This window comes from Bifidobacterium sp. W8104 (genome assembly GCF_016100735.1).
GTDB lineage: Bacteria > Actinomycetota > Actinomycetes > Actinomycetales > Bifidobacteriaceae > Bombiscardovia > Bombiscardovia choladohabitans.
Window position 1 is genome coordinate 1,337,240 of sequence record NZ_JACFRW010000001.1, and the last position, 23,433, is coordinate 1,360,672.

A 23,433-nucleotide genomic window follows, 5' to 3' on the forward strand; every position below is an offset into this window, starting at 1 on the left:
CGAACATGAAGGAGATTTGGACCGCGACGGCAGGGGATCTGTCCCAGCGGCGAGAACTGATAGCGACCCCGGAGACGACGAATGGGCCCGGTGCAGCCGTTCCCATCGTCATTGATCCGACCAGACGCTACCAGTACTGGGAGGGGGCCGGTGCTGCTCTGACGGACTCCAGTGCGTACCTGTTCATGACGGCCATGGATGCCGACCAACGTCATCGGATTCTGACCGAGCTCTTCGACCCGGCTCAGGCGGGCCTGTCCACCTTGAGGATCTCCATGGGGTCCTGCGACTTCTCCAGCCAGCGCTACTACTCCTATGATGATCTGCCCGATGGGGTGATGTCGGATTCGGGCATGACCTACTTCTCCATTGGGCAGGGGAAGCCGGGCACGCCCGAGGCCACCAAGGACATGAAGTATGTGGTCCCCGTCCTTCAGGAGATCATGGCCATCAACCCGGGCGTGCGGATTCTGGCTTCGCCCTGGAGCGCACCCGCTTGGATGAAGGACAGTGGTCGGCTGGACGGGGCTGGACGTCTGAGGCTGGGGCAATACTGCGGCAATGGCTACCGTCCACGTGACACGGTCGATGCCGCCTATGCCCGCTATTTCGTGCGGTTCATCGAGGCCTACCAGAAGCTGGGGATTCCCATCTCGGCAGTGACCATGCAGAACGAGCCTTCCAACAATCCGCCCTGGCCCATGACGATTTGGACCCCTGAACAGCTGGTGCGCTGGGGCGTGGACTACCTGCGTCCGGCGCTGGACCGTAGCTTCCCCGAAGTGGAGATCTTCTTCGGGGATGATGGATTGAGGTTCTTCAGCCGCCCGGTCAGCGACTATATGACCCCTGTGGAGGCCCTGAGCTTCGCCGGGACTGCCATGCACACATACTCCGGTCTGCCCAAGTGGGTCGTGAACGCCACCAGGCAGTTCCCCGGATGGCGCTCGGTCATGAGTGAGCGGCGCTGTATGCTGGACGAGCGGGTGGACGAGGCCAGCCATGTCATGTTCGGGGAGATCGGCATCGGACTGGTCCGCCAGGGCGTGGGCATGATCGACCTGTGGAATCTGGCCCTGGATGAGCAGGGTCTGCCCAGTTGGGCGCGAACCATGGGCCGGCGCGGGGTCATCACCGTCGATTCCCGAACCGGCGGGATCAAACGCAATCTGGAATACTTCATGCTTCGTAATTTCGGACAGGATGTGCCGGTCGGCGCTCGCAGGGTGGCCTCCACCAGTCACACCCTAGATGGCCGGACCGGCGGTCTGGGTTCGGTCGCCTTCGTTCGCGACGACGGCGAGCTCAGCGTCATCCTCTACAATCCGACCGGAGAGCCTATCCAGGCGGCCCTGACCGTCAATGGCTGGGGCGCCAACTGGCGACCGGTAAGCGTGCCGGCTTTCGGGACTGTTTCTTGCCACATGTCAGACTCCGATCGTCTCAACCGCAGCACGGTGCCCGAGGATGACCAATTCGTCGTCCATATGACTCCGCACCCAGACGACGACCACGACGAGGGAGAGGACGGCCAGGACTGATCCGATGACGGCGGCCGTTGCTTGACTCTGATGGTTGTGTCCAGAGCAAAGGCGGCCGCCGTTTCTTGTTGATCGAGTCAATCGCTTCGTTGCCAAAGCCTTGCCCGAGGGGAGGGTTCGCTGCACCGGCATGCCTGCCAGTCTTTCATGTGTCCTTTATCGGTTAATTCGGCACGCAATCAATCCTATCTCTGGGTTTCATGACAGAATAGGCGATAGTACCGAGTGAAGGCGGCTGCAGATTTGGGAGGTCGAAAACGTGAGTGACGATCGGCGACCGGGGCAGGTGTGGATAATCAAGTTCAATGGGGCGGAAGAGACCCGGCTCAAGCCTGGCGAGACCGTCGAGATCGGCCGCAAGCCCCTGCGTCCGCTGGCCGATGACGGTCGGCGTCGTCTGGAGGTGCCCGATCAGACTAAATCCATGTCCAAGCGACATGCCATTTTCGCCGTCGACCAGGACGGTCTGGCCACCCTGCGCGACATGGGTTCCACCAACGGGTCCTATCTGATTCAGTCCGACGGATCCCTGGTCAGGTTGCCTGTGGATGCCGACTTCCCCCTGTCCAGCAGCTCGGCTCGTTTCCAATTCGGTGATGTCCCCGTCGACTTCGTGCGCATCAGCAATCCTGAAGAAGATAAGACCGACCCTTCGACCCGGGTGCCCGACCTCTTCTCATACTCCACACAGCCCCGGGGCATGGTGGAGCCCGATGCAGCTGAGATGTCCGTCGACGACATTCTGGACATGCGCGCCGGCGAGCCCACTGGCATCTTCAAGGCCGACGGGGTCCGCAACAGGGTCACTGCCCTTCACGATATGGCCCTGGGTGCCGCCAAGACAGCCGATTCTTCCCAAGAGGCCGACGGCGCTTCTCAGAATCGTCCCGGGTCTGTCCCAGTCGCTCGCGACTCGCGGGACAATCCGTCGCAGCCCGTGGATTCGCGGGGCTCGCAAGCGCGGCATTCTGACGATTCTGGTCCAATCGAGCATGGCCAGGCTGACAGGGGGCCGGTCGATGCAGGCTCAGCGGATGGTCAGGGATCTGACCGTCGCAGAGTCTATGCCGACCAGCCGGATGACAGTGCATTCGAAGACCGACAGGGTGACCGGCGTGCAGGTGACTTCCAGGCCCAGGGCGCTCGTGGCGAAGCTCGTCGGCCTCTGCCATGGCAGGAGCATGAATCCGAGCAGGGCCTGCCTCTGGTCGGCACCCAGGAGGAGGACAGCCGGCCTGTCGACCGTGACCTTTTCGCGGATGCTCGCCGATCACGTTCCCCCGAATCCGCTCCTGATCAGAACCACTACAACCAGGATGCTGGCGATGCCCATGACGTCCGTGACAATCGTGGTCATCGTGACGATCGTGCGGCTTCCGGCCGCAGCGGCTATGCAGACGGCCAGTCACGGCAAGGCCGGAGGGGCGAACCGGACTCGGCCCAGGGGTTCACCCCTCTGGGAGCCGTGGAGCTGGCCCGCCTGTCCAAGAAGGAATCAGATCAGGCCCGGCGTCCCCAGCCAGCGGATAAGCGGGATGATGACCAGCTTTATCAGCCGGCCTTCGAGCCCGGATCCGTCTTCGAGCGGGTCTCCAAGGGGGACTATGACCGTGGCCAGGAGGCCATCGTGGTGGACGGGATGAGCTCCGATGATGCCAAGCGTACCGGGGACTTCGCCCTGCAGTTCGCCATGGCCAAGCATCGGCAGCTGCTGCCTTTCCTGGCGATGAATCCTGCCCTCTATGATGATCTGTACGCCTGGTTGGAGGCTCAGGGCGACCAGGACATCGACGCGGCCCTGCGCAACAATGACGGGTATCACGAATATCTGAACGCCGTGCGGAAGTGAGTGGACGGATGAGCGAGACGGTAATGAGCACCGGGGGATCCGAAGAGGACAAACGGGCTGAAGATGCACAGGCATCAACGGCCGGCTCCTCCTCCGACCGCGCCGCAGAAGAGGTCAAGGCCCCGTTGACTCCACTGGAGCGAATCCGGGGATGGCGCCAGGATTACCAGAACCAAGTGGGCCTGACCCCCTTGGAGAATGTGTCGCAGCTGGCGGCGCAGATGGACCTGACCCATGCGCATCCTTCAGGCATCGCCCAGCTCTTCGCCAGTGGCCAGGTCCATCTGGACGCGCTATTCCGAGACCGTGGCATGCTGCGCGCAGCCCACCGGCGCATGGAGCGGGTTCTGGACGATCAGGCCGCCAAGGAGCGTGCCAGTGGTTTCGCCCAGCTTTCCATGGTGGTGGGAGTGGCCGCCTGGCAGGGGCGCGACATGCCTGTACTGCTCTATCCCGTGCGTATTGACGAGAGCACACAGGGGGCCTCCAGGTCCTCCATCAGGTTCACAGGCAAGGTGGACCTTAACCCTGCCCTGATTTCGGCCATGCGTGAGCGGGGCATCACCCTGGATCCGGACCGCCTGTTTTCCGCCTCCCACTATCAGGGCGGCACCCCCGAAACTTCTTCACTGTTCAAGGACATGACGGCCCTGATTACGCCGCATATCAGCGACTTCACCATTGAACGGAAAATCGTTCTTGGGTGCTTTATCGAGCCATCCGCCCAGTTGCTGGGCGAGAGCCTTCGGATTCTGGACCGGATGACCGCCGGGTCCACCGGCAACGATCTGCTGGATGCCTTGGCTGGCGACCAGGCTGCCTCGGAGCGGCTCAAGGGCGGACCAGTGCCCGACTACAGCCCCTTTGATGCTGACCCCCACAGCGAGTTCGAGGCCGGAGACGTGGACAACCAGGTCCGTTATGCCGCCCAGCTGGTGGCGACCGGACACAGTGTGCTTGTCGATGAACAGACCGGCCGCCACAGCGCCGACGATGCTCTGGCCATCGCCTCGCGCTGCGTCACCGCCGGCAGGACCGTGCTCTATGTGCCCTGCGTGGTGGAGGAGAAGCGACGCTTCCAGCATCGTCTGGATGCCGCCGGAATGGCGGACATGGCTCTTGACCTGACAGACGATCAGCTTGGCCGGGTCGTGGACCAGCGGCTGATCGATGCAGTGGGGTTCAAACCCGGCAAGGCCAGCGAACACTTCGATCAGGTGGCTGACGAGCTTGTGGGTGTCCGCTCCCGGCTGACCCGCTACCTGGGTGATCTGCATGGGGTGGATTCCAGCTGGGGGGTTTCGGCCTACCAGACCATTCAGAATCTGGCCAACATCGCCAACATGCCTACGCATCCTGCCACCCGTGTCCGTCTGGGTGCGGCGACGGCCCACAACCTGCAGCCCGAGCTGGATGCCTGGGCGGACAAGCTGGAAAGGGCTGCCGAGCTGGGCGAGTTCGTCATCGGCCCCCAGGACACGCCTTGGTTCGGCGCCACTCTGGTCAACGAGAACGAGGCTGTGGACGCATACTCCCGTGTGGTTCGCCTCCTGCAGCGGCTTCTGCCGGACACCCGTGAACAGGTCAAATCCACTGTGGAGACCTGCGGATTCCCCGTGCCGGCCACCGTCAAGGATTGGGGGCGGCAGGTGGTGGTCCTCAAGAATCTGCGCCGGGTCCTGGATGTCTTCCAGCCTTCCATCTTCGAGCGTGATATTCCCTCCATGATCGAGGCCACCAAGTCCAAGGCCGATCGCAAGGCCAATGGCACCAATCTGGGATTCTGGGAACGCCGACGTCTGGTCAAGGAGGCCAAGAGCCTGCTCAGGCCCGGCGCGCAGGTCGAGGATCTGCATGAGTCGCTGGTGGTGGTCTCCAAGCAGGCCGAGCAATGGCGGACCTTCGTCCCTCACGGCGGCTGGCCGGTCCTGCCGCCGAAGCTGGACGTCATCATCGACACCCAGGAATCCCTGATTCGCGACATGACGGCTCTGGACACCGTTCTGGCCTCGACTCCAGCCGGCGGCGATCTCGAGACCATGGATTTGAACAAGGTGGAGGAGCGGCTCAAGGCGCTCTTTGACGACCATACAGCCCTGGATACCTTGCCTGAGCGCTGCGCCCTGGAGGACGAATTCAGCAAGGCGGGGCTGCAGGACCTTGTCCAGGACCTGCGCAACCGTCAGGTTGAGGGCAAGGCGGTACGGGCCGAGCTGCAGCTGGCCTGGTGGACCACGGTCTTCGACGACATCATGCGCTCCTCGCAGATCATCTCCAACCAGGACGGTTCCGCCCTGTCCAACGCAGCCGACCGCTTCAGCCAGGTGGATGCTCAGCACGTGGCCAGCGTAGGGCCCATGGTCGCCCAGGAGAGCGAAAAGCGTCTGTCCGAGCTGCTCTTCTCCCGCACCCAGGAGGCCAATCAGCTGCACACCATGCTGGCCGGCAACCCCGGCGCCTCCCTTGCGGTCTTCCGGCAGGCCCACCCCGGCATCCTGTCGGCGGCCAAACCCATCATCATCGCGACTCCGGCCACGCTGGCGACCAGGACCAATCCGACACAGCTGGCCGACACGGTCATCATCGATGCGGGAGCCCATATGCCTTCCATCCAGGTGCTGACAGTGCTGGCTCGTGCCCGGCAGGTGGCGGTCATCGCGCACCGTCCTACCATCACCTCGGATGGTCTCTTGCAGCTGGTCGACCATCTGGTTCCGGTCACCGTCAAAGCCCGGCCCTCGCGCCGCTCGATTCGGCTGGACACCTTCCTGAAGGATCATGGTTATGGGGATCTGTCGGCACCTGTCCCCGATTGCCGGGAGCCTGGCAGGGTAACCCTGACCAGGGTGGAGGGAGCCGGCGTCCCTGTCATGGCCACTGGGCTGGTAGAGTCCAGCCAACAGGAGGTGGCCGCAGTTGTCGAGATGCTCAAACGCAAGGCCGGATCCTTCTCCCTGGTGCCGAACAGTTATCTGCTGACTGTGGTCACCCTGTCGGCCACCCACCGCTCCAGGCTGGGGGCCGAACTCAAGTCGGCTGCGGCCAAGGACAGGGTCTTCGCCAAGTTCCTGCGGCATGTACGCATCGTCGGCATTGACGAGGTCTGTGGCGCCCGGGCCACGGACGTAATCCTTACTCTGGGCTTTGCCAAGACCACCCACGGCCGTCTTCTCCAGCAGTTCGGCGATCTGGAAGGCGAAGGGGGCAAGGGTATGTTGCTGGATGCTCTGGTCCTGCCGGATCGGAATCTGGACATCGTCGCTGCATTCTCGGCCGACGATCTTGAGGCTGACCGCATCCACCAGCCTGGGCCGCGTCTGCTCAAGGAGCTGTTGACTTGGGTTGAGCATCCCGACGCCGAACCTGCCCGGCCCGAGCAAGCCGAGCAGTCCACCAATGTGCTCTTCAGGGATCTGGCCCACAGACTGCGGACCCGGGGGCTGGATGTAGCCCTGGATTACGGGTACGACCAGGCGCCCAGAATTCCGCTGGTGGTGGGGCTCAAGAACAAGCCCTATGCTTTGGCTGTGCTGACCGACGATGCCGAGTTCATGCACACCCAGTCCACCCGGGAGCGTCACCGGTTCACCACCGAGGATTTGCAGTATCTTGGCTGGTCGGTCATGACCGTCTGGAGCGTTTCGGCCTTTGTCAACCCCGACAAGGAAGCCGACAGGATCGTTGCCCGCCTTGCCGACATCTACCAGCAGGCGCGTTGATGGCGGATAATCAGCCGGACCGGGGGAACCAGACCGGTGAGTCTGCGGCTCCGCGTCGGCGTCGGCATCGGCGGGTGGTTCGTCCAGGCAGGGAACGGTTCGATGTTGATGGCACCGAGGAGGATCCCCAGGATCGGGTCTGTGAGCAGGATCGTCTTGCCGGGGATGACCGGCGGATCCTGGGCGAGCTGCCGCCCCATTGGGGGCTCTTCCCCAATGAGCGCGGCGACTGACTATCGGTCCTAGTCCTGGCCCTTGGGCAGTCCGGTCCCAGCCTGTTGGCTGTCTGCGCTCGTTGACTGATGGATGTCGTCGGCGATCTGCCGTAGCAGCTGCAGGCTCTGGTCCTGGGGGCTGGGAGCGTTGGGCTGGTCCTTGATGCCCGAGGCCGCCCGGCTCAGCTGCCGCAACTTGTTGATGGGCATGATGATGCAGAAGTAGACGGCGATGGCGATCAAGAGGAAGTTGAGCAGAGCCGTCAGAATGGCACCGAAGGAGATGGTGGCGTTCCGGTAGCTGATGGTCAGGAGTCCCGACAGGTCCGGTTTGCCGAAGATCATGGCGATCAGTGGGCTGATCAGATTGTTGACGATGGCGTTGACCACGCTGGTCACCGCCGAACCCATGACCACGCCCACGGCCATGTCCACCATGGATCCACGCGAGATGAACTGCTTGAATTCGCCCAGCACACCCTTGTTGCTGATTTGTGAGATTTTGTGGACTGCTTCGGCGGTATCCTTGGCCGCCACCTGGTTGATCGAGGCCATTCTGCATCCTTCCGTAGCTGACAAGAGACATGGAGTGCCCATGCCTGCTTCTTCCTCCATTATCGCGGGCCCAGGATTGTTTCGGTTTTCCGACATGATTGGAGGGTGTCGATGCGGACGCTCTGTCAGGTCGGATGGCAATGACCGGGGTGGATGGATCCAGCGATAACAGGAGCAGAGCCTGACTGGCATCCAGGGCGAAGACCGCCTGGGATGTTTGCCGGACCCGGTTGCCCTCCCGGCCTTCCAGATCGGATCGATCTTTGGCGATGGTCTGTGCCGGTTGTAGAGCCAGTGCCTGCTCGGCTAACGTGCAGCGTCCAACGCCTTGGGTCTGTCCGGGCGTCGGTGTCTGCAGGCCGTTGACTTGCTGGACATGGGAAAACCCTGGTTTGCTGTCAGAACCTGGCTGGTCTCTCGCGGAGGGTGGTAGGGAACTCGGCTGGGCGGAATGCGTGTCGGCACCGGCTGGGCAGTCTCCCGAGGCCAGCAAATTCACCTTGTCACCAGCCTGCAGGTCTCCTGGATCGTCGGCCAGGCGGACGGTCACCGGGGTGGTCCCGGGTGGCTGTGCCGGTCTGCTGCTGATCATGGCTGTGGTCAGCGGTTGCCCTGTGTGCAGGCTGATCATCAGCCGCCGCCCACGTACTTGTCCAAATGAGGAGATCAGGCCAGGCAGCCGTTCCCTGCCGTGCAGGATTCGCGTTTCGACCATGCCAGGTTCGATGGCTGATCCGCGTGCAATAGGTCGCGCGGCGACCAGTATGGACAGGCGGCCCTGGGCCTGGACCAGGATCTGCAGGGCGCAGAAAACCGCCAGCCCCAATGCCAGGGCGGCTCCCGCACGGCGCAGCTTAAAAAGCCGCCGTCGGCGGATTAGGGATCCGGCTGCTGAAGGCTTGCCCTTGTTGCTGAAGATGGAAAAATCGACCATGCCCCCAGCCTGTCAGGAATTTGGCAGGCATATGGGTTTGCATGGTCGATGTGGTCGAATGTGCCTCTCGGTCTACTTGCTGCTTGTGGAGCCTGAAGAGGATGAGGCTCCATCGGTCCGGTAGAAACCATGGCCCTTGAACTCGATGGGCACTGCGGAGAAGACCTTGCGGACCTGCTGCTGCCCGCACTTGGGGCAGATGGTGATGGGCTCGTCGTTGAAAGACTGCTCCTTGGTAAAGTCGTATCCGCAGTTCTTGCAACGATAATGATAGGTGGGCACCGTTCTTTCCCTCCGCTGATGGTCGGTTCGCGCGACGATTGGTTCAACACCCAATATCCTAGTGGTGGCTTCGACCAGAAGAATCGGCACCGGGCCTCTCGTCAGTCTTGTTCATCACCATTATGGTCCGCTCCGGGCCTTCGTGACAGACCTGCGGCTGTGGGCGTGAAACCTTCAGGCGTCAGGACGGCATCCACAGGAAGATCGTGGTCCAGATGGGGCAGAGGGTCTTCCACGAATTCGCCAGGCCAGCAGATGCCCACCACTGAAGTCTGTTCTGCCCGCAGGGCCAGAGCCCGGTCATACCAGCCGCCGCCCCGACCCAGACGGATGCCGGCGTGGTCGATGGCCAGTGCGGGCACCAGGATCAGATCGGCCTGATTCAAGGTCTGCGGTGGCAGGGCCGGCACATCGGGTTCATCCGGCCGCCAGCCGGGAATCCGCTTCATGTCCTCCAGATCCTGCTCTGATTGCAGGCGTCCCCAACCTACTTGGATGCCCGTGCCCAGCATGGGGATGAGCACCTGATAGCCCCGGCCCACCAGAAGGTCCAGGCTGGGGTCCATGGCTATCTCCCCCCGAATGGAGGAAAAGGCAGCCACAGTCAGGCTCTGGTCGCCTCGTGAGTGCCCGAGCTTGGCAAGCACCTGGCCGGCCAGCAGATCGGCGAGCCTGCGGCCTGCGTCCAGGCATTGGGCCCGATTGATGCGCCGTCGAGCTTCCAGCAGCCGGCCGCGCCGATCCTGTTTGTCCATATCGATGCGTTCCTGCTTGTTCATGCACTCAGTTCTACCAGCAGGGGCTCTCCCTAATGGACGTATGCCTGCCTCGGATGCCGTTCGGTGGGAATATGGAGTCATGTCGGTTCTGCATACCTTCCGCCAGGTCTGGCAGGGCTCCCGAGCCCGTTCGAACAATGCCCTGGATCTGCCTGATCGTCTGACTCCGCCCCCAGGACATGGGGACTTCCTGCTTAGGCCCATCCGCGAGGGAGACCAGGCAGCCTGGAACGCGGTCCGATGGAGGAATCGTGATTGGCTGGCCCCATGGGAATCAGGGGATCCCCGTCATGGACCCGGCATGACCTATGCCCAGTGGATGCAGGAGTTGGAGCATTCCCGGCAGGAGGGCACCTCAGCGGTCTTTCTGATGGAGTTTCATCAGAGCATAGTGGGGCAGATTTCCCTGGGTGCCATCCGCTACGGGTCCATGTGCACGGCGACAGTGGGCTATTGGGTGGACCAGGATTGGGTCGGTCACGGATTCGCACCCCTGGCTTTGGCGATGTTGGCGAATTGGGCTTTCAGGGACAGGAGGGGGCCCCATCTGCACCGTCTGGAGGTGGCGATTCTGCCTGAAAACCAGCGTTCCCTCCGTGTGGTCCAAAAGCTTGGCATGGAGCCGGAGGGACTGCGCCGCAGCTACATGTATGTAAACGGACAGTGGAGGGACCACCTGACCTTTGCCTGGATCAGCGACCAATTCGATCCCGATCTGCTGGATCGTCTATGAACCTCTGGGGCGGATATGGTCGACACGCTGGGTTTGACTTGCCGCTTGGGGCATACCGTCAACTAACGTAGTACCTATGGTTTATGAATCACTCAGCAGCATCGTGGTTTTGGTGATTGCAGTGATTCTGGTGCTGGGTTGGCTGCCGTTTCGCACCGTCAAGGGCATGAAGCGGGCCTCGGAGCATCGCCAGGACAGGCTTTCCACCTCCCTGCACATGGTCGGGCGGGAAGACGGCATGAGGTTCTGCGACAGGCAGTCGAGGACGGTGAAAGGGTTGGTCATGCAGCAAGGGCAGCAGGATGGCAACCGGCGCAGTCAGGCCCAGCGCATCAAGCAGATCAGACAGTTGCGCCGCGCGGCCATACGCCGTCGTCGCATCCTGGTCGTTACCCTGTTGGTCATCACCCTTCTGGTGGCTGGGCTCTCTTTCCCTTTGGGCTACAGCCCATGGTTCACTTTGATTCCTCTGGCCCTGGTGATAGTGGTGTTGGCCGCAGGCGCGCATGCTTCAGCGCAGGCTCGGGCCTGGGAGCGCAATTTAGCCCAGCGGCGTGCCCGGCAGCGTCGTCAGCAGGCGGCCAGTCTGACTAAGAGCAAGACCTCCGGCAAGTCTGGGCAGGCCAAGGTTGAGGCCCGTGCGGAAACTGCCACGGATGTGCTTGACCAGGGTGAGATCCGTCGAACGCTGGCGCAAGCCAAGGCTGATCAGCAGGTAGCCCTCAAGGCTCGGCGACACAATTCGGCCAAGCCTGCGAAGTCGACAGTCAACAGCAGTAAGGCCAAGGGTTCGGCCGGGTCCGTCAAGTCGACCGAGAAGACCGCTGCACAGACTGGACATGCGTCGAATAGTCCGTCCGTCGCTAGGAAGGCCTCCGAACGAACCCCGACCAAACAAGCAGCTTCCGGGCCGAAGACTTCAAAACCAGCAACTACCAAATCTTCCAAAACTGCTTCGCCCAAGTCGTCAGTGAACGAGTCTGCCGCCTCCAAGTCTGCAGCCCGGCCGACTTCTCCGCAGTCGACGCCTGCCCAATCCGCCTCTGCCCATTCGGGCAAGCCCAGCTCGGTCTCTGCGTCTGTTGGCAAGGAGCGTCCGGATTCGTCGGCTTCGGCTAAGGCTCAGGAGGACGCCACCAATGAGCTCGAATGTATCAACCCCTCTCCGGCCTTGGATGCCTTCGGTATGGCGGCTGGCCAGGATCTGATCTCCTTCTCCCTAGGGTCGGCCCGTGGCGAGGGATCAGACAAGGATGGCAAGCATAACGAAGATGAGGGCCCTCACAGCCTGGAGATCAAGTCCACCCGGCAGGTCTCTGTGGCCCGTCCCCCCGAAAAGAAGAAGGCCGATGGGCAGCCCGACGACTTTCACAAGCGGGAGATGCAGGCCCAGGTCGAAGCGCCTGATCGCAGCAAGGACTCCCTGTCCATCGGTGTCGAGGCCATATTGGCCCGGCGTCGTCCGGCAGACAAGTCCTGAGGGGCCAATCGGCAAGTTATCTTTCACCACCAGCGTTAGCACTCAAGTTGGCAGAGTGCTAATTTCGCGCTACTATGACTTGTAGCGCAAAGGAATGCGTGGTGAGTGTTCGTCAGCCTCTCATCGACGTTCCGGCGTGGGTTCATTGGCTGTTCTCACAAGATGTAGGAGGTCCACAGTGTCGATTTCACTCACACCGTTGGAAGACAAGATCGTCATCAAGCAGGCTGAGGCGGAGACCAAGACCGCTTCCGGGCTGGTCATCCCCGATACCGCCAAGGAGAAGCCCCAGCAGGGCGAGGTGCTGGCGGCAGGCCCCGGCCGTCGTGACGACAAGGGCGAGCGTATCCCCATGGATGTCAAGGTTGGCGACAAGGTTCTGTACTCCAAGTACGGCGGCACCGAGGTCAACTACGGCGGCGAGGACTACCTGATCGTGTCCGCGCGCGACGTTCTGGCCATCCTCAAGTAAAGAGGCGGTGATAGTGGCCCCTGGTCCTGCGGAAGGACCGGGGGCCACTCGCTTTTCGGGAGGGCCGTGCAGCGGAACAGACACCGCGGAGACATACGGCGGCCGCTAGCATGGTGCCCATGTACTATCGTCATCGTCCCAGCATTGATGCCCTGCCCGGTTACCAGCAGGGCAGCCCGGCACCATCTGTTCCCGGGTTGACCAGCTACAAGATCTCCAGCAATGAGAACCCCTACCCGCCCCTGCCCGGCGTGATCCAGACCGTCTCCGAACAGGCCCTGGGCCATCTGAACCGCTATCCGGACATGCGTGGCACCCATCTGGTGGAGCGGCTGGCCCAGCTGCATGGGGTGGATCCTGGATGTATTCAGCTGGGATGCGGGTCCACCGAGGTCATCACCCAGCTGGTTGATCTGGTGGCCGGTCATGGAGATCAGGTGGTCTATCCCTGGCGCAGTTTCGAGGCCTATCCCATCATCGTCACCTCGGCTGGCGCCACCGGGGTGCCCGTGCCCCTGGATGACCAGGGGTGCCATGACATCGAAGCCATGATTGCGGCGGTCAACGAGCATACCAGATTGGTCATTGTCAATAACCCCAACAATCCGACTGCGACCAATGTCGATCGCAGCCAGGCCGAACGGCTGCTGCAAGCCCTGCCTGCAGACCTGCCGGTGCTCTTCGACGAGGCTTACATACAGTTCAACGACGACCCTGATCGGGCCGACGGGCTGTCGCTCATGCGTGAGCATCCCAATGTGATAGTGGCCCGGACCTTTTCCAAGGCCTACGGGCTGGCCGGTCTGCGGATCGGATACGCCGTGGCCGCCGAGCCGATCATTGCCGGCATGAACAAGGTTGCCCTGCCCTTCGGTGTCACCGATGTGGCCCAAACGGCGGCGATGGCCAGCCTGGACGCACAGGATCGCCTGGCCGAACGGGTCCGGGCTCTCAAGCAGGAACGGGCCAGAATCCTGGCTGGTTTGAAGGAGCAGGGGTGGAAGATTCCTGAACCTCGGGCCAACTACTACTGGCTGCCACTGGGTCGTGCGGCTGCGCAGGCTGATCAGCGGTTCCGCGACGCGGGTCTGTCGGTCAGAACCTTCCCTGGCGAGGGCATCCGCATCACTGTGGGGGAGCGGGAGGCCAACGATCGCGTCCTGGAGGTTTGCGCAGACCTGCGTCGACGGGGTTTGCCGCAGGACCCGATATCTGACTAAGGCCGCAATAGCGCGAGTGTAAATGTAAATGCTTGCCGTCTCCGTTCTTGTATGGAATGTCACAGCGGGGGCGGTTTTGTTCCTGTGAACTTGTGTCGTCCTGGATAAACCTATATATTGTGGTTGGCTGGCCAAGCCAATCCAATATATAGTGTTTACCAAGGAGCAGCAGTCACTATGTCCTCAGCAGATGTGGATCGGCGCGATCCTCCCGATGGCGCCTCCAGGCTGGTGTATTTCTCCAGCGTCTCCAACAACACCCACCGCTTTGTACAGCGGCTGGGCGTGGAGGGGCCCATCCGTATCCCCCTGTATGAGCGGCGCCAGCCCATGCCCGTTATGGATACGCCCTACCTTCTGCTGGTGCCCACCTATGGCGGCGGGTCAGCCAAGGGAGCCGTGCCCAAGCAGGTCATCCACTTCCTGAACAATCCGGTCAACCGCGGGCTGATTCGCGGGGTCATCACCTCGGGCAACCGAAACTTCGGCAGCGCCTATTGCGCAGCAGGCCCGTTGATAGCCCGCCGGTGCGGGGTTCCTGAGCTCTATCGCTTCGAGCTGCTGGGCACCTCGGAGGATGTTCAAGCGGTCAGGGCCATCCTGGCCGGAATGGGAGTGCAGCTCCAGCAGCAGTCGACTGATTCACGAAAGGCGGTTTTGTCATGAGCCAGCAGGAAAGCACCAAAGAGAGCGCCAAGTCAGAGGCCGGCGTCTATGCCGACGACGAGATGATGCGCCAATCCATCACCCCGCCCCAGTACCGAGTCACCCCTGATGCCAGGATCCGCCCGGTCAACTGGAACAAGATCACCGACGAGAAGGATCTGGAGGTCTGGAACCGCCTGGTCTCCAACTTCTGGCTGCCCGAGAAGGTGCCCCTGTCCAACGACATACCCTCCTGGAACACCCTGACCGATCACGAGCGCCAGACCACGGTCCGCGTCTTCACCGGACTGACCATGCTGGACACCACCCAGGCCACCATCGGCGAGCTGGTACAGATCGATCACGCCCGGACCGAGCAGGAGCAGGCCATCTATACCAATATCGCCTTCATGCAGTCGGTCCACGCCCGCTCCTACTCCTCGGTCTTCTCCACCCTCTGCTCCAGCGAGGAGATCGACAAGGCCTACCGCTGGGCTGTGGCCAACGACGTCCTCCAGGAGCGCGTCCACACGGTCCTGCACGAGTATGTCAGCGAGGATCCCCTGAAGCGCAAGGTGGCCTCCACCATGCTCTCCTCCCTCATGCTCTATGCCGGCTTCTACCTGCCCCTCTACTTTTCCAGCCATGCCAAGCTGATGAACACGGCTGACATGATTCGGCTGATCCTGCGCGACAAGGCCATCCACGGCTACTACTCGGGCTACAAGTATCAGCGGGGTCTTGAGGAGAGGACCCAGGCCGACCAGGCCATGCTGGAGAAGTTCACCAATGATTTGCTGGACAAGCTCTACGATCTGGAGATGGTCTACTCCGGGCAGATCTATGAGGGCTTCCCCTTCGTCGAGGATGTCTTCGCCTTCGTTCGCTACAATGCCAACAAGGCGCTGATGAACCTGGGCTACCCGGCCCGGTTCGCAGCCGACCAGACCGATGTCAGCTCGGAGATCCTGGCGGCCCTGTCGCCATCGGCCAACGAGAACCATGATTTCTTCTCGGGTTCGGGCTCCTCCTACGTCATGGGGCACTCCGAGTCCACGGACGATGACGACTGGGACTTCTAGGCCAGTTGGAACCGGTGTGATATTGGGCACAGAAAACCCTATATATGCTCACCGTTTTTGATATCGACAGCACATATAGTAGTTCAGGCTCGCGCTGGGCGGGTTCTGATCGGTCCGTCCTCAGGGCGGGCATCACCGTCAAGACAGGCTCTGGATGGCCTGATCAGGAGGAAGCATGGAGCAACAGCAGACCGCCGGGACTGATTCGGAGCTCAGCGCTCCCGAGTTCGCCGCCCAGGGCCAGCGCCTGGGGGCCGTGGTCTACTTCTCGTCGGCCTCGCGCAACACCGCCCGGTTCATCGCCAACTGCCATTTGGACGACGAGGGGATTGACGTCTTCCGCATCCCTCTGAGGCCCAAGGATCCGCCGCTCAACATTCGGCAGCCCTACATCCTGATCGTCCCCACCTATGGGGGAGGATCGGCCAAGAAGGCGGTCATGCCGCAGATCAAGCGCTTTCTGAACGACCCGGCCAACCGGGCCGGCATCCGCGGGGTCATCGCCTCGGGCAACACCAACTTCGGGGAGGCCTTCTGCATGGCGGGGGACATCATCTCCCGCAAGTGCAATGTGCCCTTCCTCTACTATTTCGAGCTCATGGGCACCAAGGAGGACCAGGAGAAGGTCCGCCGCGGGGTGGTGGATTTCTTCCGCAACCACCCCGAGTCCTGAGCCGATTTCATTACACGTATCATCACTGCCATATTCATGAAAGGACACCCGATGGGAGCAAACGAGGACACGTCCCTGGCCCTGGACAGGACCGCATCCGAGGATGAGGAGACCTTCGACCCGGCTCACGACTACCATGCCCTGAACGCCATGCTGAACCTGTACGACAAGGACGGCAGGATCCAGTTCGACAAGGACCACGAGGCCGAGCGCCAGTACATGGACCGGCACGTGGGGCCCAACACCATGACCTTCCCCTCCACGGCCGAGCGGATCGCCTACCTGGTGGACCACGAGTACTACGACCGGAAGGTCTTCGAGCGCTATACCCCTGAGTTCCTGGACGGGATCTACAGGCATGCAGCCGAGAGCGGCTTCGAATTCGAGACCTTCCTGGGCGCCTTCAAGTTCTACACCTCCTACGCGCTGAAGACCTTCGACGGCAAGCGCTACCTGGAGGACTTCCCCCAGCGCTGCGTGGCCGTGGCCCTGGAGCTGGCCGACGGGGATGAGCAGGCAGCTATGAAGTACACGGATGAGATCATCTCCGGCCGCTTCCAGCCCGCCACCCCGACCTTCCTGAACCTGGGCAAGGCCCAGCGCGGCGAGCCGGTCTCCTGCTTCCTGGTGCGCATCGAGGACAACATGGAGTCCATCTCCCGCGGCGTCAACGCCGCCCTGCAGCTGTCCAAGAGGGGCGGCGGCGTGGCCCTGCTGCTCAGCAACCTGCGCGAGATGGGCGCACCCATCAAACACATCGAGAACCAGTCCAGCGGCGTGGTCCCGGTCATGAAGCTCCTGGAGGATTCCTTCTCCTACGCCAACCAGTTGGGTGCCCGCCAGGGTGCCGGCGCCGTCTACCTGTCGGCCCACCACCCCGATATCATGCGCTTCCTGGACACCAAGCGGGAGAATGCGGACGAGAAGATCCGCATCAAGTCCCTGGCCCTGGGCGTGGTCATCCCCGACATCACCTTCGAGCTGGCCAAGCGCAAGGAGCCCATGGCCCTCTTCTCGCCCTACGACGTGGAGCGGGTCTATGGCAAGCCCTTCGCCGACATCTCCATCACCGAGCACTATGAGGAGATGGTCAAGGACAAGCGAATCCACAAGAAGTACATCGATGCCCGTGACTTCTTCATGACCCTGGCCGAGATCCAGTTCGAGTCCGGCTACCCCTACATCCTCTTCGAGGACACGGTCAACAAGGCCAACCCCATCGACGGCCGGATCACCATGTCCAACCTCTGCTCGGAGATCCTGCAGGTCCAGGAGCCCAGCACCTACTCCGAGAACCTGAACTACGAGCATATCGGCCGCGACATCTCATGCAACCTGGGGTCTCTGAACATCGCCAAGGCCATGGACGGCGGCCTGGCCGACACGGTCGAGACCTCGGTGCGGGCCCTGACCTCCGTCTCCGACCACACCAACATCGAGGCCGTCCCCTCAATCAAGCGGGGCAACGACGAGGGCCATGCCATCGGCCTGGGCCAGATGAACCTCCATGGCTTCCTGGCCCGCGAGGGCATCCACTATGGGTCCGAGGAGGGGCTGGACTTCACGGACATGTACTTCATGACCGTGGCCTACCACGCCTACAGGGCCTCCCATGCCCTGGCCGTGGAGCGGGGGAAGGCCTTCGCCTCCTTCGCCAAGTCCGACTACGCCAAGCCGGCAGGGCAGGGGAACTACTTCGACAAGTACACCGAGGGCAGCCGTTCCCTGGAGCCCAGGACCCAGCGGATCAAGGACCTCTTCGACCAGTACCAGGTCCACATCCCCACGGTGGATGACTGGAAGCAACTCCAGGCGGCCATCCTCAAGGACGGCATCTACAACCAGAACCTCCAGGCCGTCCCGCCGACCGGGTCCATCTCCTACATCAACCACTCCACCAGCTCCATCCACCCGATCGCTTCCAAGATTGAGATCCGCAAGGAGGGCAAGATCGGGCGCGTCTACTACCCGGCCCCCTACATGACCAACGAGAATCTGGACTACTTCGAGGACGCCTACGAGATCGGCTGGAAGAAGATCGTGGATACCTACGCCGAGGCCACCCAGCATGTGGATCAGGGGCTCTCCCTGACCCTCTTCTTCCCCGACACGGCCACCACCCGCGACCTGAACAAGGCCCAGATCTACGCCTGGCGCAAGGGGATCAAGACCCTCTACTACATCAGGATTCGCCAGCAGGCCCTGGAGGGTACCGAGGTCGAGGGCTGCGTCAGCTGCATGCTCTAAGGCACCTGTCCCAAGGCATGTGCAATCACTGGTCGGTGCCGTCTTTGAGGGCGGTGCCGGCCCTTTGGTATCCACATCCACAGGTCGGGCCCGTCCATGCGGTAGACTGACGGTCCTGTCATGATCCGCTTCGCACTGTCGAACACCTATCCAACAAGGAGCAATCAACCATGGTCCCACCCATTTCCATTCCCCGGCAGCCGCTGAAGCTGATCGACCGGGTCTCCGCCATCAACTGGAACCGTCTGGAGGACGAGAAGGACCTGGAGGTCTGGGACCGTCTGACCGGCAACTTCTGGCTGCCCGAGAAGGTTCCCGTCAGCAATGATCTGCCCTCCTGGCAGGCCATGAGCGAGGAGGAGCACACCCTGACCATGCGTGTCTTCACCGGTCTGACCCTTCTGGACACCATCCAGGGGACCGTGGGCGCCGTCAGCCTGATCCCGGATGCGCTGACCCCCCATGAGGAGGCGGTCTACACCAACATCGCCTTCATGGAGTCGGTCCATGCCAAGTCCTACTCCTCCATCTTCTCCACCCTGGCCTCCACGCCGCAGATCGACGCCGCCTTCGAATGGAGCGAGCACAACGAGTTCCTCCAGCGCAAGGCCCAGATCGTCCTGGACTACTACGAGGGCGACAACCCCCTGAAGCGCAAAGTGGCCTCCACCCTGCTGGAATCCTTCCTCTTCTACTCGGGCTTCTACCTGCCCATGTACTTCTCCAGCCATGCCAAGCTGACCAACACGGCCGACCTGATCCGCCTGATCATCCGGGACGAGGCCGTGCACGGCTACTACATCGGCTACAAGTACCAGAAGGGGCTGGCCAAGGTTTCCGACTCCGAGCGTCAGGCCATGAGCGATTACACCTATGAGCTCCTGGGAGACCTGTACGACAACGAGGTGGAATACACCGAGAGCCTGTACTCCGGGGTGGGCCTGGTGGAGGACGTCACCAAGTTCCTGCGCTACAACGGCAACAAGGCCCTGATGAACCTGGGCTATCCCGCCCTCTTCCCATCGGACACCACCGATGTGAATCCTGCCATCATCGCCTCGCTGAGCCCCAATGCTGACGAAAATCACGACTTCTTCTCCGGCTCGGGCTCCTCCTATGTCATGGGCAAGGCTGTGGAGACGGACGACGACGACTGGGATTTCTGACCTGTCTGTCCCGCTCTGACACGGAAGACACGACGTTGGAGCGGGACTTGCGGAAAACGGAAAAACATGTCATTATAGGCAAGTTGCCGTACGGAGCTCCGGTTCTAGTGCGGCATGGCGGATTTCCCAAGCGGTCAAAGGGAGCTGACTGTAAATCAGCCGCGTAATGCTTCAGAGGTTCGAATCCTCTATCCGCCACGCCTCGGTAGCTCAGTGGCAGAGCACTTCCTTGGTAAGGAAGAGGTCGTGAGTCCGATTCTCACCCGAGGCTCTCTGGCGGGGTAGCTCAGCTGGCTAGAGCGTACGACTCATAATCGTAAGGTCAAGAGTTCGAGTCTCTTCCTCGCTACTGTGGCCGACATACGTCGGTCGTGCAACGACTATAGAGGTGAACCATGGCAAAAGCCGCAGATATCCGTCCTGGCATTACGCTGGCGTGCACCGTGTGCAAGGAGCGTAATTACATTACGACCAAGAACCGTCGTAACACTCCTGACCGTCTGGAGCTCAAGAAGTTCTGCCCCCGTTGCGGCAAGCATACCCTGCACCGGGAGACCCGCTGAGTTCTTCCCGTCTTTTGGCTTCATCAGGACCCGACCATTTGGTCGGGTTCTTTTTTATACAACGGTTCTTCTGTATGTAAATCCGTGCATATGCCTGCCCCGCGCTACCTGGGGATAGCGTTGGGGCGGAATAGGTTTTGTGCTGTAGGGGAGGGGCGCAGTCTCTAGAGATTGCTCTGGTAGGCGGCTGCAAAGGCCTGATCCAGGTCGGCGATCAGGTCGCCCGGGTTCTCCAGGCCCACGGAGATTCGAATCAGATCGTCGCCCACACCGGCGCTGAGGCGGTAGGGGCTTGGAACCTCCCTGTGGGTGATCCTGGCCGGGTCCACAATCAGGGTGCGGCAGTCGCCGATGTTGGGCATGTAGCTCATGAGACGTACCGAGTCCACGATGCGCTTGACCTGCTCATAGCCTCCCTGGACCTTGAAGGAGAGGATCGTGCCGACGCCCTTGGGCAGCAGGGTCGAGGCCAGGCGGTCCTGCTGGTCGGCATCGCCCTGGTGCCGGCCCTCGGGAATGCCTGAATAGTTGACCTGCTCCACCTGGGGAACGGTCAGTAGGTGGCGGGCCAGGGCTTCTGTCGTCTTCACCTCGGTGGCGACCCGCTGGGCCAGAGTCTCAAGTCCGGTCAGCTGCAGGTAGGCGGTGAAGGGGCTCATGACCGCCCCGAAGGTGTGCAGGTACTTGGTATGGACCCTGTGCAGGAAGGCCATCCTGCCGAAGGCATCCAGAAAGCTGACCATGGACCCGTGCCGCTCGTCGCTGATGATCAGTTCGGGCTGGCTCATCTGCGGAAAGCGGCCGTTGCCCCAGTCGAACCGTCCCGCATCCACGATGGCCCCGCCCAGGGCATTGCCATGGCCGCTGATCCCCTTGGTGGTCGAATGCACGACGATGTCGGCGCCGAAGTCGATCGGGTTAAGCAGGTATGGCGTGGGCACCGTATTGTCGATGATCAGGGCCAGTCCATGCCGGTGGGCCAGTTCGGCCAGGCCAGGGATGTCGGCTATGGCTGTGGACGGATTGGCCACGGACTCGGCGAAGATGGCCCTGGTGTTGTCCTGGATCAGGGATTCCACGGCATCAAGGTCGTTGATGTCATCCACGAAATCCGTCTCGATGCCGAAGTTGGGGAAGAAGGTCTTCATGGCATCCACAGAGGTTCCATAAAGATCGACCGGGGAGATCAGTCTTCCACCGCCCTCGGCTGCGCACATGAGGGCCGATGACACGGCTGCCATCCCTGAGGCCATGGCCACGGCCCCCTTGCCACCCTCCAGGCTGGCCAGGCGGTCCTCCAGGACCTTGACCGTGGGGTTGGCCAGGCGTGAGTAAGAGAATCCTTGAATTGCGCCGGCGGCCAGGGCGTCTCCTCGGTCTGCGGTGACCATGTCAAAGGCGGCCGACTGGTAGATGGGCACGCTGGCTGCCCCTCCGCCTTGGCTTTGACAGTCATAGCCGTCATGGACGGCTTTTGTCGCAAATCCTTTGCTCATGACGGTCCACTCCTCTGAATGTGGCCTGGATGCCCGCGTGCTTCACGAATCATCAAACCCGTTTTCGGATGCCGAGACAACGGTGCCTCTATAGCCGTTCCTTATAAGAGGTTATTCAGCCTCCGCCGTCCTTGTCGGTATGCATCGGCTGACTGGAGTCAAATCAAGAGAACCTACCTGTGTGTGGTTGTATTGTAATTCGCCGAATCGAGCCAGTCGGTCGAGAAGGCGGATCGAGCCATCAGATCAGAGGGCCGGTAGGCAAGAAAGGCCCCAGATCAGACCTGTCACCTGCGATGATACAGTGAAAGACATGCCAGAAGCAGTCACGGTCAACATCTCAACTCCGACATTTGCTGATATCACCACCATGGGTGTGGGAGGACGTATTGCAACCTTTGCTCAGCCGCATGACAGGGTCGGGCTGATCGAGGCTGTGGAGGGGGCTGATTCCAAGGGGCTGCCCCTCTGCCTGATCGGCGGGGGATCCAACCTGCTTGCCTCTGATCAGGACTTTCCCGGCGTGGTTGTGCGTGACACCCGTCAGGACATCAGCGTGCCTGACGAGGTGGCTCCGCCTGAGGGTGGCCTTCCCGTCGTTCACATCAATGCCACTGCTGGGACCAACTGGGATGACCTGGTCTCCTACTGCGTGCGCATGCACCTGATCGGGGTGGAGGGTCTATCCGGCATCCCTGGGACTGTCGGGGCCTCGGTGGTCCAGAACATCGGCGCCTATGGCCAGGAGGTCGGGCGTCTTGTCGACTCGGTCGAGGTATGGGATCGCCAGGACAAGGTCACCGCCTATCTGCAGGCATCAGATCTGGATTTCGGATACAGGACCTCCCTGCTCAAGCAGACCATGTACCAGGCGCCGGCTGTGCCCGATGCACGGTTCTTCCCCACGCCCCGCTACGTGGTGCTTTCTGTCACCCTGGTTCTGCGACACGGGTCCGCCACTCAGGTGGGTTCGGCCCAGCTTGCCAAGGCCCTGGGCGTGGAGCCAGGAGCAACACTTCCCCTGGAGCGGATTCGACAGGCGGTTCTGACCGTCAGAGCAGGCAAGGGGATGCTGGAGGATCCTTACAGGTACCTGACCGACTGGATGGGATCATGCCGTCGAACCTCCGACCTGGAAGAGGCTCTGGAGGCGGTCCAGGATGACCTTCATAGCCCCAGGGGCGAGCGGGTGCTGCTTGACCGCCATAGCTGCGGCAGTTTCTTCACCAATCCGATCATCAGTCGTGAGGCCGCGAATGCCCTGCCGGCTGATGCCCCGCGCTATCCTGTCGAGGGCTCGGCATTGGTCAAGACCTCGGCGGCTTGGCTGATTGATCATTCAGGCTTCCACAAGGGCTTCTCCTTGGAGGATGGGTCGGCTGCAGCCCTGTCCGACGTGCACACGCTGGCCTTGACCAACCGGGGAGGCGCCGGCTCCGACGACATGGTGGCCTTGGCCCGTGCCATACAGAAAGGCGTGGATTCCATCTTCGGCATCCGCCTGATTCCCGAACCTGTCACCCCGGGTATCGACTTGGCCTGGTAACCCCTGCTCCAAGCTCCGTTTCTTCCGACCCTCAGATCGACGCAAAGATCTGGGGGTCTTTTTTTAAAAAAGCGTTCATAAAAATGCCGGGATAAGCAACAGCTGGCAACATATTCCTCCGCCACCGCTCTATCACATAGCTTGAAAACATCAATGGACGAATCGGACCGTCACCTGCGTTGTCGCTGGTTGAAACAGACCTGTCGGATCCATCGGTCCTGGTCATGGAAGGAATG

At 61.7% G+C, this 23,433-nt stretch carries 20 protein-coding genes, 3 tRNA genes and 1 pseudogene; 18 read left to right on the forward strand and 6 right to left on the reverse strand.

From position 1 onward, the window contains the following. Positions 1–5 precede the first annotated feature (5 nt). The 4 genes from H3U89_RS05060 to H3U89_RS05075 all read left to right on the forward strand — a co-directional run bounded on the left by H3U89_RS05060 (position 6) and on the right by H3U89_RS05075 (position 7,342). A complete protein-coding gene (locus H3U89_RS05060; protein WP_198180487.1) occupies positions 6–1,541 on the forward strand; it encodes a glycoside hydrolase family 30 protein in 1,536 nt (511 codons plus the stop codon). A 259-nt stretch (positions 1,542–1,800) separates the two neighbouring features. Continuing rightward, positions 1,801–3,390 (forward strand): variant leucine-rich repeat-containing protein, encoded by a 1,590-nt coding sequence (locus H3U89_RS05065; protein ID WP_332460549.1) that lies wholly within the window; start codon positions 1,801–1,803, stop codon positions 3,388–3,390. Between the two features lie 8 nt (positions 3,391–3,398). Beyond that, a complete protein-coding gene (locus tag H3U89_RS05070) occupies positions 3,399–7,109 on the forward strand; it encodes a helicase (RefSeq protein WP_232345543.1) in 3,711 nt (1,236 codons plus the stop codon). Next, positions 7,109–7,342: a hypothetical protein gene (locus H3U89_RS05075; protein ID WP_198180485.1), complete on the forward strand. Its 234-nt coding sequence runs from the start codon at positions 7,109–7,111 to the stop codon at positions 7,340–7,342. The genes H3U89_RS05070 and H3U89_RS05075 overlap by 1 nt, the downstream gene beginning before the upstream one ends. 9 nt (positions 7,343–7,351) lie before the next feature. Here the strand turns inward: H3U89_RS05075 and H3U89_RS05080 are convergent, their stop codons facing one another. The 4 genes and pseudogenes from H3U89_RS05080 to H3U89_RS05095 all read right to left on the reverse strand — a co-directional run bounded on the left by H3U89_RS05080 (position 7,352) and on the right by H3U89_RS05095 (position 9,874). Then, positions 7,352–7,762 (reverse strand): MscL family protein, encoded by a 411-nt coding sequence (locus H3U89_RS05080; RefSeq protein ID WP_373564684.1) that lies wholly within the window; start codon positions 7,760–7,762, stop codon positions 7,352–7,354. 715 nt (positions 7,763–8,477) lie between these two features. Continuing rightward, a pseudogene (locus tag H3U89_RS08545) lies at positions 8,478–8,813 on the reverse strand (SAF domain-containing protein); the annotation flags it as partial. Between the two features lie 72 nt (positions 8,814–8,885). Next, positions 8,886–9,095, reverse strand: coding sequence for an FmdB family zinc ribbon protein (locus tag H3U89_RS05090; protein WP_198180483.1), 210 nt, complete (start codon positions 9,093–9,095; stop codon positions 8,886–8,888). A gap of 101 nt (positions 9,096–9,196) precedes the next feature. After that, on the reverse strand, positions 9,197–9,874 hold the full coding sequence (locus tag H3U89_RS05095) for a 5-formyltetrahydrofolate cyclo-ligase (protein WP_198180481.1): 678 nt from the start codon (positions 9,872–9,874) through the stop codon (positions 9,197–9,199). Positions 9,875–9,953: 79 nt separating this feature from the next. Between H3U89_RS05095 and H3U89_RS05100 the strand changes: the two genes are divergently transcribed. The 13 genes from H3U89_RS05100 (at position 9,954) to rpmG (ending at position 20,155) form a co-directional block, all read left to right on the forward strand. After that, complete coding sequence (locus H3U89_RS05100) at positions 9,954–10,607, forward strand: GNAT family N-acetyltransferase (protein ID WP_198180479.1); 654 nt, start codon at positions 9,954–9,956, stop codon at positions 10,605–10,607. Between the two features lie 76 nt (positions 10,608–10,683). Then, positions 10,684–12,087 carry a hypothetical protein gene (locus tag H3U89_RS05105; RefSeq protein WP_198202414.1) on the forward strand — a complete coding sequence of 468 codons (1,404 nt, stop codon included), beginning with the start codon at positions 10,684–10,686 and terminating at the stop codon, positions 12,085–12,087. A 178-nt stretch (positions 12,088–12,265) separates the two neighbouring features. Continuing rightward, the gene (groES, locus tag H3U89_RS05110) at positions 12,266–12,559 is read left to right on the forward strand and encodes a co-chaperone GroES (RefSeq protein ID WP_015022393.1); all 294 of its coding nucleotides are present in this window, start codon (positions 12,266–12,268) and stop codon (positions 12,557–12,559) included. A gap of 119 nt (positions 12,560–12,678) precedes the next feature. Next, positions 12,679–13,779, forward strand: a complete 1,101-nt coding sequence (locus H3U89_RS05115) for a histidinol-phosphate transaminase (protein ID WP_198180475.1) — start codon at positions 12,679–12,681, stop codon at positions 13,777–13,779. Between the two features lie 177 nt (positions 13,780–13,956). Then, positions 13,957–14,445 carry a class Ib ribonucleoside-diphosphate reductase assembly flavoprotein NrdI gene (nrdI, locus tag H3U89_RS05120; protein ID WP_198180474.1) on the forward strand — a complete coding sequence of 163 codons (489 nt, stop codon included), beginning with the start codon at positions 13,957–13,959 and terminating at the stop codon, positions 14,443–14,445. 65 nt (positions 14,446–14,510) lie between these two features. Next, positions 14,511–15,506 carry a class 1b ribonucleoside-diphosphate reductase subunit beta gene (nrdF, locus tag H3U89_RS05125; protein ID WP_232342589.1) on the forward strand — a complete coding sequence of 332 codons (996 nt, stop codon included), beginning with the start codon at positions 14,511–14,513 and terminating at the stop codon, positions 15,504–15,506. Positions 15,507–15,681: 175 nt separating this feature from the next. After that, entirely contained in the window at positions 15,682–16,179 is a 498-nt protein-coding gene (nrdI, locus tag H3U89_RS05130) for a class Ib ribonucleoside-diphosphate reductase assembly flavoprotein NrdI (protein ID WP_015022389.1), read from the forward strand. Positions 16,180–16,230: 51 nt separating this feature from the next. Then, positions 16,231–18,426, forward strand: a complete 2,196-nt coding sequence (gene nrdE, locus H3U89_RS05135) for a class 1b ribonucleoside-diphosphate reductase subunit alpha (RefSeq protein ID WP_198180472.1) — start codon at positions 16,231–16,233, stop codon at positions 18,424–18,426. A gap of 170 nt (positions 18,427–18,596) precedes the next feature. After that, positions 18,597–19,592, forward strand: coding sequence for a class 1b ribonucleoside-diphosphate reductase subunit beta (nrdF, locus tag H3U89_RS05140; RefSeq protein ID WP_029678084.1), 996 nt, complete (start codon positions 18,597–18,599; stop codon positions 19,590–19,592). A gap of 116 nt (positions 19,593–19,708) precedes the next feature. Next, positions 19,709–19,790: transfer RNA gene (locus H3U89_RS05145), tRNA-Tyr, on the forward strand. Between the two features lies 1 nt (position 19,791). Then, positions 19,792–19,863: transfer RNA gene (locus tag H3U89_RS05150), tRNA-Thr, on the forward strand. Positions 19,864–19,867: 4 nt separating this feature from the next. After that, positions 19,868–19,941: transfer RNA gene (locus tag H3U89_RS05155), tRNA-Met, on the forward strand. A gap of 46 nt (positions 19,942–19,987) precedes the next feature. Further along, positions 19,988–20,155, forward strand: a complete 168-nt coding sequence (rpmG, locus tag H3U89_RS05160) for a 50S ribosomal protein L33 (RefSeq protein ID WP_015022386.1) — start codon at positions 19,988–19,990, stop codon at positions 20,153–20,155. Between the two features lie 164 nt (positions 20,156–20,319). Here rpmG and H3U89_RS05165 read toward each other — a convergent pair whose 3' ends face one another. Next, positions 20,320–21,651: an O-acetylhomoserine aminocarboxypropyltransferase/cysteine synthase family protein gene (locus tag H3U89_RS05165; RefSeq protein ID WP_198180470.1), complete on the reverse strand. Its 1,332-nt coding sequence runs from the start codon at positions 21,649–21,651 to the stop codon at positions 20,320–20,322. A gap of 313 nt (positions 21,652–21,964) precedes the next feature. Here H3U89_RS05165 and H3U89_RS05170 point away from each other — a divergent pair, with 313 nt between their 5' ends. Further along, complete coding sequence (locus H3U89_RS05170) at positions 21,965–23,197, forward strand: FAD-binding protein (protein WP_198180468.1); 1,233 nt, start codon at positions 21,965–21,967, stop codon at positions 23,195–23,197. Positions 23,198–23,228: 31 nt separating this feature from the next. Here H3U89_RS05170 and H3U89_RS05175 read toward each other — a convergent pair whose 3' ends face one another. Then, positions 23,229–23,423, reverse strand: coding sequence for a hypothetical protein (locus tag H3U89_RS05175; RefSeq protein WP_198180466.1), 195 nt, complete (start codon positions 23,421–23,423; stop codon positions 23,229–23,231). Positions 23,424–23,433: the final 10 nt, after the last annotated feature.